This window comes from Streptomyces sp. NPDC054770 (assembly GCF_053611985.1).
This window is the reverse complement of record NZ_JBSHBL010000013.1, coordinates 164,562-170,561: the sequence shown is the minus strand read 5'-3', so window position 1 is coordinate 170,561 and position 6,000 is coordinate 164,562. Positions and strand designations below refer to the sequence as shown.

The 6,000-nt window shown below is 70.1% G+C and carries 5 protein-coding genes; 2 read left to right on the top strand and 3 right to left on the bottom strand.

Annotated features, from left to right (window positions below):
- Positions 1–3: 3 nt before the first annotated feature.
- The gene (locus ACWGKQ_RS15100; RefSeq protein WP_453292355.1) at positions 4–495 is read right to left on the bottom strand and encodes a peptidylprolyl isomerase; all 492 of its coding nucleotides are present in this window, start codon (positions 493–495) and stop codon (positions 4–6) included.
- Positions 496–587: 92 nt separating this feature from the next.
- Positions 588–1,514 (bottom strand): SGNH/GDSL hydrolase family protein, encoded by a 927-nt coding sequence (locus tag ACWGKQ_RS15095; protein WP_453292354.1) that lies wholly within the window; start codon positions 1,512–1,514, stop codon positions 588–590.
- A 285-nt stretch (positions 1,515–1,799) separates the two neighbouring features.
- Between ACWGKQ_RS15095 and ACWGKQ_RS15090 the strand changes: the two genes are divergently transcribed.
- Positions 1,800–2,501, top strand: coding sequence for an SDR family oxidoreductase (locus tag ACWGKQ_RS15090; protein ID WP_453292353.1), 702 nt, complete (start codon positions 1,800–1,802; stop codon positions 2,499–2,501).
- A 168-nt stretch (positions 2,502–2,669) separates the two neighbouring features.
- Complete coding sequence (locus ACWGKQ_RS15085) at positions 2,670–4,802, top strand: discoidin domain-containing protein (RefSeq protein ID WP_453292352.1); 2,133 nt, start codon at positions 2,670–2,672, stop codon at positions 4,800–4,802.
- A gap of 11 nt (positions 4,803–4,813) precedes the next feature.
- On the opposite strand, the gene ACWGKQ_RS15080 is transcribed toward ACWGKQ_RS15085, so the two are convergent.
- Positions 4,814–5,935: an acyltransferase family protein gene (locus ACWGKQ_RS15080; protein ID WP_453292351.1), complete on the bottom strand. Its 1,122-nt coding sequence runs from the start codon at positions 5,933–5,935 to the stop codon at positions 4,814–4,816.
- Positions 5,936–6,000 lie beyond the last annotated feature (65 nt).

Sequence of the window (6,000 nt, the reverse complement as noted above, 5' to 3'; positions counted from 1 at the left end):
GGATCAGACGGTGCCGCTCGCCGTGATCTGGACCTTGGCCTTGGGGTTACCGCTCTGCGAGCCGTAGCTCTCGATCTTGTCGACGATGTCCTGGCCCTCGACGACCTCACCGAAGACCACGTGCTTGCCGTCCAGCCAGGACGTCACGACGGTGGTGACGAAGAACTGCGAGCCGTTGGTGTTCCGGCCCGCGTTGGCCATGCTCAGCAGGTACGGACGGTCGTGCTTGAGGTCGAAGTTCTCGTCCTTGAACTTCTCGCCGTAGATGCTCTTGCCGCCGGTGCCGTCACCGCGGGTGAAGTCACCGCCCTGGAGCATGAACTGCGGGATGATCCGGTGGAAGCCGGAACCGGCGTACCCGAAGCCGTGCTGCCCCGTGGCGAGCTCACGGAAGTTGCGGGCCGTCTCGGGCACCACCTTGTCGAACAGGCTGAACACGATCCGGCCGGCCGGCTGGTCGTTGATCGAGATGTCGAAATAAACGTTGTCGCTCATGCAGGTCAACCTATCGCGAACCGTCCCACGGGGCCGCACGGCCCGGGGTGTCGGGGCGCGGGGCCCCCTGAGGGGCCCACCGCGCCCGCCTCCTAGTAGCGCCGCTCCAGCCGGTTCAGCACGGCCTGGGCCATGGCCGCCTCGCCCTTGGCGTTGGGGTGGGCGGGGGCCGCCGGGGAGGTCGGCTGCAGGGGTTCGATCCAGCGGTCGGCGGGGGCCTTGCACATGTCGTGGCCGACGGTCGGGCCGTAGGTGTCCACGTACCGGGCGCCGTTCCAGGCGGCGACCATGCGCAGCATGAGGTTCAGCCGCTTCCCGGTGTCGCGGAGGTAGGGGAAGTCCTTGGCGGCGAAGGGCACCGTCGGGTAGCAGCCGCTGCCGTCGTCGGGCAGCAGGTCGGGGTAGCCGACGACCAGGATCCGGGCGTGCGGGGCCCGGGCGCGGACGGCCCGCAGCACCTTGTCGACCTTGGGCGCGGTCTGCGCGATGTCGAGCGTCAGCTGGTCGGTGCCGGAGGCGTTGTAGTACTGCTGGCAGGGGTTGCCGGTCAGGTCCTTGGAGCTGAGGGCCGCGCAGGTGCCGATGATGGAGCTGAACCCCACGTCGTTGCCGCCGATCTGGAGCGTCACCAGGTCGGTGCTCCGCTGGACGGCGTCCAGCTGGGGCCCGTTGGTGCCCTGCGCCTTCCACATCTCCGCGGTCGTCGCACCGGAACAGCTGACGTCCTTGAACGCGCTCACGTGCCGGGCCGCGGCCACCAGCGAGGGGTAGTTGTGGTCGGAGCGGGCGCAGTTCGCGTCGACCTGGGTCGGGATGACCGGGCCCGAGGTGTAGGAGTCGCCGAGCGCCACATAACTGGTGCCGCGGTCGTGTCCGGAGCCGTGTCCGGGGCCGCCGCCGTGTGCCGCCGCCGGTGTGGTGGACGCGGCCACCAGGGCGCAGCCGCCCAGCGCCGCCGCCACAGCCGCCTTCCGCCGGTGCCGTCGCGCCGAACCGTCGGACGGGGTGCCGTACGCCATGGAGTTCCCCCCTGGAACCAGGACGCGTACGGAACCGGTCCCGACGGGCGGCCCGCACGCGTGTGTCGGGGGTCTGTATACCGCCCGGTAGGAGTCCGAAGCCAGTGGTCGGACGCAAGGAGCCGGATCGGGTGACCCGCCCTGCCCGTAAGGACACCCGGTGCTGCCCGCGGCCGGGTACCGCGCCCCGCGATTGAAGCTGGAAACCGATCGGTTTACGATGGGTGGCATCCGAAGGAAACCGATCGGTTTCCAATCTCTCCGCAAGTCTGGAGCGTGAGTGTCATGACCGCGATCAAGGACTCCGTCGTCCTCGTCACCGGCGGCAGCCGGGGCGTCGGAAAGGCGCTGGTGGAGGAGGCGTACGCACGCGGCGCCGGCAAGGTCTACGCCACCGCCCGCGACCCGCGCACCGTCACCCACCCCGACGCCGTACCACTGGCCCTGGAGGTGACCGACCCCGACTCGGTGGCCGCGGTCGCCGAGCAGGCGCAGGACGTGACCGTCCTCGTCAACAACGCCGGGGTCGCCACCGGGACCCGCTTCCTGACCTCCTCGCTGGACGACATCCGCGGCGAGTTCGAGACCAACTTCTACGGCCCGCTGCTGCTCGCCCGCGCCTTCGTCCCGGTCATCGAGCGCAACGGCGGCGGCCACATCCTGAACGTGCACTCCGTCCTGTCCTGGATCGCCGAGGGCGGCGCCTACAGCGCCTCCAAGTCGGCTCTGTGGTCGCAGACCAACAGCCTGCGCCTGGCGCTCCAGCCTCGGGGCATCGGCGTCACCGGCCTGCACATGGGCTACGTCGACACCGACATGGCGGCCCATGTCGACGGACCCAAGACGAAGCCGCAGGACATCGCGGCGGCCGCTCTCGACGGTGTCGAGTCGGGCGCCTACGAGGTGCTCGCCGACGACCTCACCCGCTGGGCCAAGGGTGCCCTGTCCGGCGACCTCGCCGCCATGTACCAGCAGCTCGCCGGGTGACCCGCGGGCCGGAACCCCCTTCGGCTTCGGTTCGCGCAGCGGCGATCGTTGAAAATTCCGCTGCCGAAGGGTTGTCGCCCGGTTGCCTCACCACTTAAATCAAATCCTGAACTAAGCAGTGGGGTGCACCGGTTGGGTGCACCCCGTGCTCACCTCAGGGAGCCGCTGATGAGACTGAGATCCCTGGGCGTGGTGCTCGCCGCTCTGGCAGCACTGCTCGCCCTGCCCGCCGCACACGCACCGGCGGCCCATGCCGCCGACACCCCGTTGTCCCAGGGCAAGACGGCCACCGCGTCCTCCGCGGAGAACGCCGGGACCGCCGCCGGGAACGCGGTGGACGGCAACACCGGCACCCGCTGGTCGTCCGCCTTCACCGACGACCAGTGGCTCCAGGTCGACCTCGGCGCCACCGCCCAGGTCAACCAGGTGGTCCTCAACTGGGAGACCGCCTACGGCAAGGACTACAAGGTCCAGATCTCCTCGGACGGCACCAACTGGACCGACCTGCAGTCCGTGACCGGCGGCGACGGCGGCACCGACACCCTGTCCGTCTCCGGGCAGGGCCGCTACGTCCGGATGCTGGGCGTGCACCGCGCCACCCAGTGGGGCTACTCGCTCTGGGAGTTCCAGGTCTACGGCACCACCACCGGCACGCCCCCGGTCCAGGGCGGCGGCGACCTCGGCCCCAACGTGATCGTCGTCGACCCGTCCACGCCGAACCTCCAGGCGAAGTTCGACTCCGTCTTCGCCCAGCAGGAGTCGGCCCAGTTCGGCACCGGCCGCTACCAGTTCCTGCTCAAGCCGGGCACCTACAGCGGCATCAACGCCCAGATCGGCTTCTACACCTCGATCTCCGGGCTCGGCCTCAACCCCGACGACACCCAGATCAACGGTGACGTCACGGTCGACGCCGGCTGGTTCAACGGCAACGCCACCCAGAACTTCTGGCGTTCGGCGGAGAACTTCGCCATCACGCCGTCCAACGGCACCGACCGCTGGGCCGTGGCTCAGGCGGCCCCCTTCCGTCGGATCCACGTCAAGGGCGGTCTCAACCTCGCGCCGAACGGCTACGGCTGGGCCTCCGGCGGCTACATCGCCGACTCCAAGATCGACGGCACCGTCGGCCCGTACTCCCAGCAGCAGTGGTACACCCGCGACAGCTCGGTCGGCGGCTGGACCAACGGCGTGTGGAACATGACCTTCTCCGGCGTCGAGGGCGCACCCGCCACCAACTTCGACTCCGGCCCGTACACCACGCTGGACACCACCCCCGTCTCGCGCGAGAAGCCCTTCCTCTACCTGGACGGCAACGACTACAAGGTCTTCGTCCCGGCCAAGCGCACCAACGCCCGGGGCGTCTCCTGGCCGGCGAACGCGGGCACCTCCATCCCGCTGGACCAGTTCTACGTCGTCAAGCCCGGCGCCACGGCCGCCACCATCAACCAGGCCCTCGCCCAGGGCCTCAACCTCCTCTTCACCCCGGGCATCTACCACCTCGACCAGACCATCAACGTCACCCGCGCCAACACGGTGGTCCTCGGCCTGGGCCTGGCCACCCTGGTCCCGGACAACGGCGTCGACGCCATGCACGTCGCCGACGTCGACGGCGTCAAGCTCGCCGGGTTCCTCATCGACGCGGGCACCGTCAACTCCGACACCCTGCTGCGGATCGGCGACCCGGGCTCCACCGCCGACCACTCCGCCAACCCCACCTCCATGCAGGACGTGTTCGTCCGCATCGGCGGCGCCGGACCCGGCCTCGCCACCAACTCGGTCGTGGTCAACAGCAACAACGTGATCATCGACCACACCTGGCTCTGGCGCGCCGACCACGGCAGCGGCGTCGGCTGGGACACCAACCGCGCCGACTACGGCCTCAGAGTCAACGGCAACGACGTCCTCGCCACCGGCCTGTTCGTCGAGCACTTCAACAAGTACGACGTCTACTGGAACGGCGAACGCGGCCGCACGATCTTCTTCCAGAACGAGAAGGCGTACGACGCCCCGAACGCCGCCGCCATCACCCACGACGGCGTCGTCGGCTACGCGGCCTACAAGGTCGCCGACACCGTGACCACCCACGAGGCGTGGGGCCTGGGCAGCTACTGCAACTACACGGCCGATCCGACGATCGTGCAGTCCAACGGCTTCCAGGTGCCGACCGGTTCGGGGATCAAGATGCACGACCTGCTGGTGATCTCCCTCGGCGGCATGGGCCAGTACGCCCACGTCGTCAACACCACCGGATCGCCGACCTCGGGGACCAGCACGACCCCGTCCAAGGTGACGCAGTTCCCGTAACCGGTCGGGCGCTAGGCCGTCCGCCGACGTGCCGGACGCCGTAGCAACAGCCGCCGCGCGGGCCGCTCCACGCCCTCGTACAGGAGCCAGGACAGGCCAAGCGACACGGTGAACGCGACGGCGGCGACGGCCGCGCCGGTGAGCAGGTCGAAACGCGGGCGGGTGCCGAGCAGATGGGTGCCCGCCCGCAGCACCAGCAGATGGACCATGTAGAACGCGAACGACAGTTCGCCGAGGCGGACCAGCCGGCGGCGCCGCCACATCGAGGGCAGGCCGTGCAGGTCCGCGACGGCCGCCGCCGGGATGAGCAGCGCGAAGCCCGTGATGGTGCAGGCGGTGGCCGCGTAGTCCTCGGTGACCTGCGGGACCAGGAAGTAGCCGATGACCGTCAGCGCCAGCGAGGCTTCCAGGCCCGGGCCGCGCCACCGGCCGAGCAGCACAAGACGCGCGATGGCCGCGCCCAGCACGAACTCCGGCAGCCGGGCGGCCGGGAAGGAACTGATCGGCTGCGTCCACCAGTGGTGCGCGTCCGTCCAGGCCAGCGCCAGCACCGTCAGCACGGACAGCGCGGCCAGCGCCGCGGCACCCCGGCCGCCGAGGCGCCGCAGCAGCAGCGCCAGCAGCGGGAACGCGGCGTAGAAGAAGGCCTCGCAGGCCAGCGACCAGCTGACCGGGTCCAGCGTCTGCCACCACGGCCGCCACCAGGAGTGCACCAGGAAGACGTCGGCCAGGCCCTGCAACAGGGTCGGCCTCGGCTGGCGGGGCAGCGTGCACACCATGACCAGCGCGACGGCGACGGTGACCAGGTGCACCGGGTAGACGCGGGCGATCCGCCGCCACCAGAAGCGCGTTGCCCGGTCGCCCGGCCGCGCGGTCCACATCAGGACGAACCCGGAGAGGATGAAGAAGAACGACACCCCCGAGGCGCCGGCCTCGAACCCCCAGGTCACGATGCGGCCGCCGGTGCCGCCGAAATAACGGAAGTTGTGCACGTGCAGCCCGAAGACCAGCACGGCGGCCATCCATCTCAGTCCGGTCAGGGAGGGCAGCGAGGGGGCGGGGGCGGACGGCAGGGGACGGGAGGGTGGCGCGGCGGCCGGAGCGGTCGAAGGGGCCTGGGTCGCCGTCGTCATCAAGTCACCTGCCGGAGGGTTCGCGGGTGGAGCACGAAACGGAACGTTGCCCGTTCCACACCTTT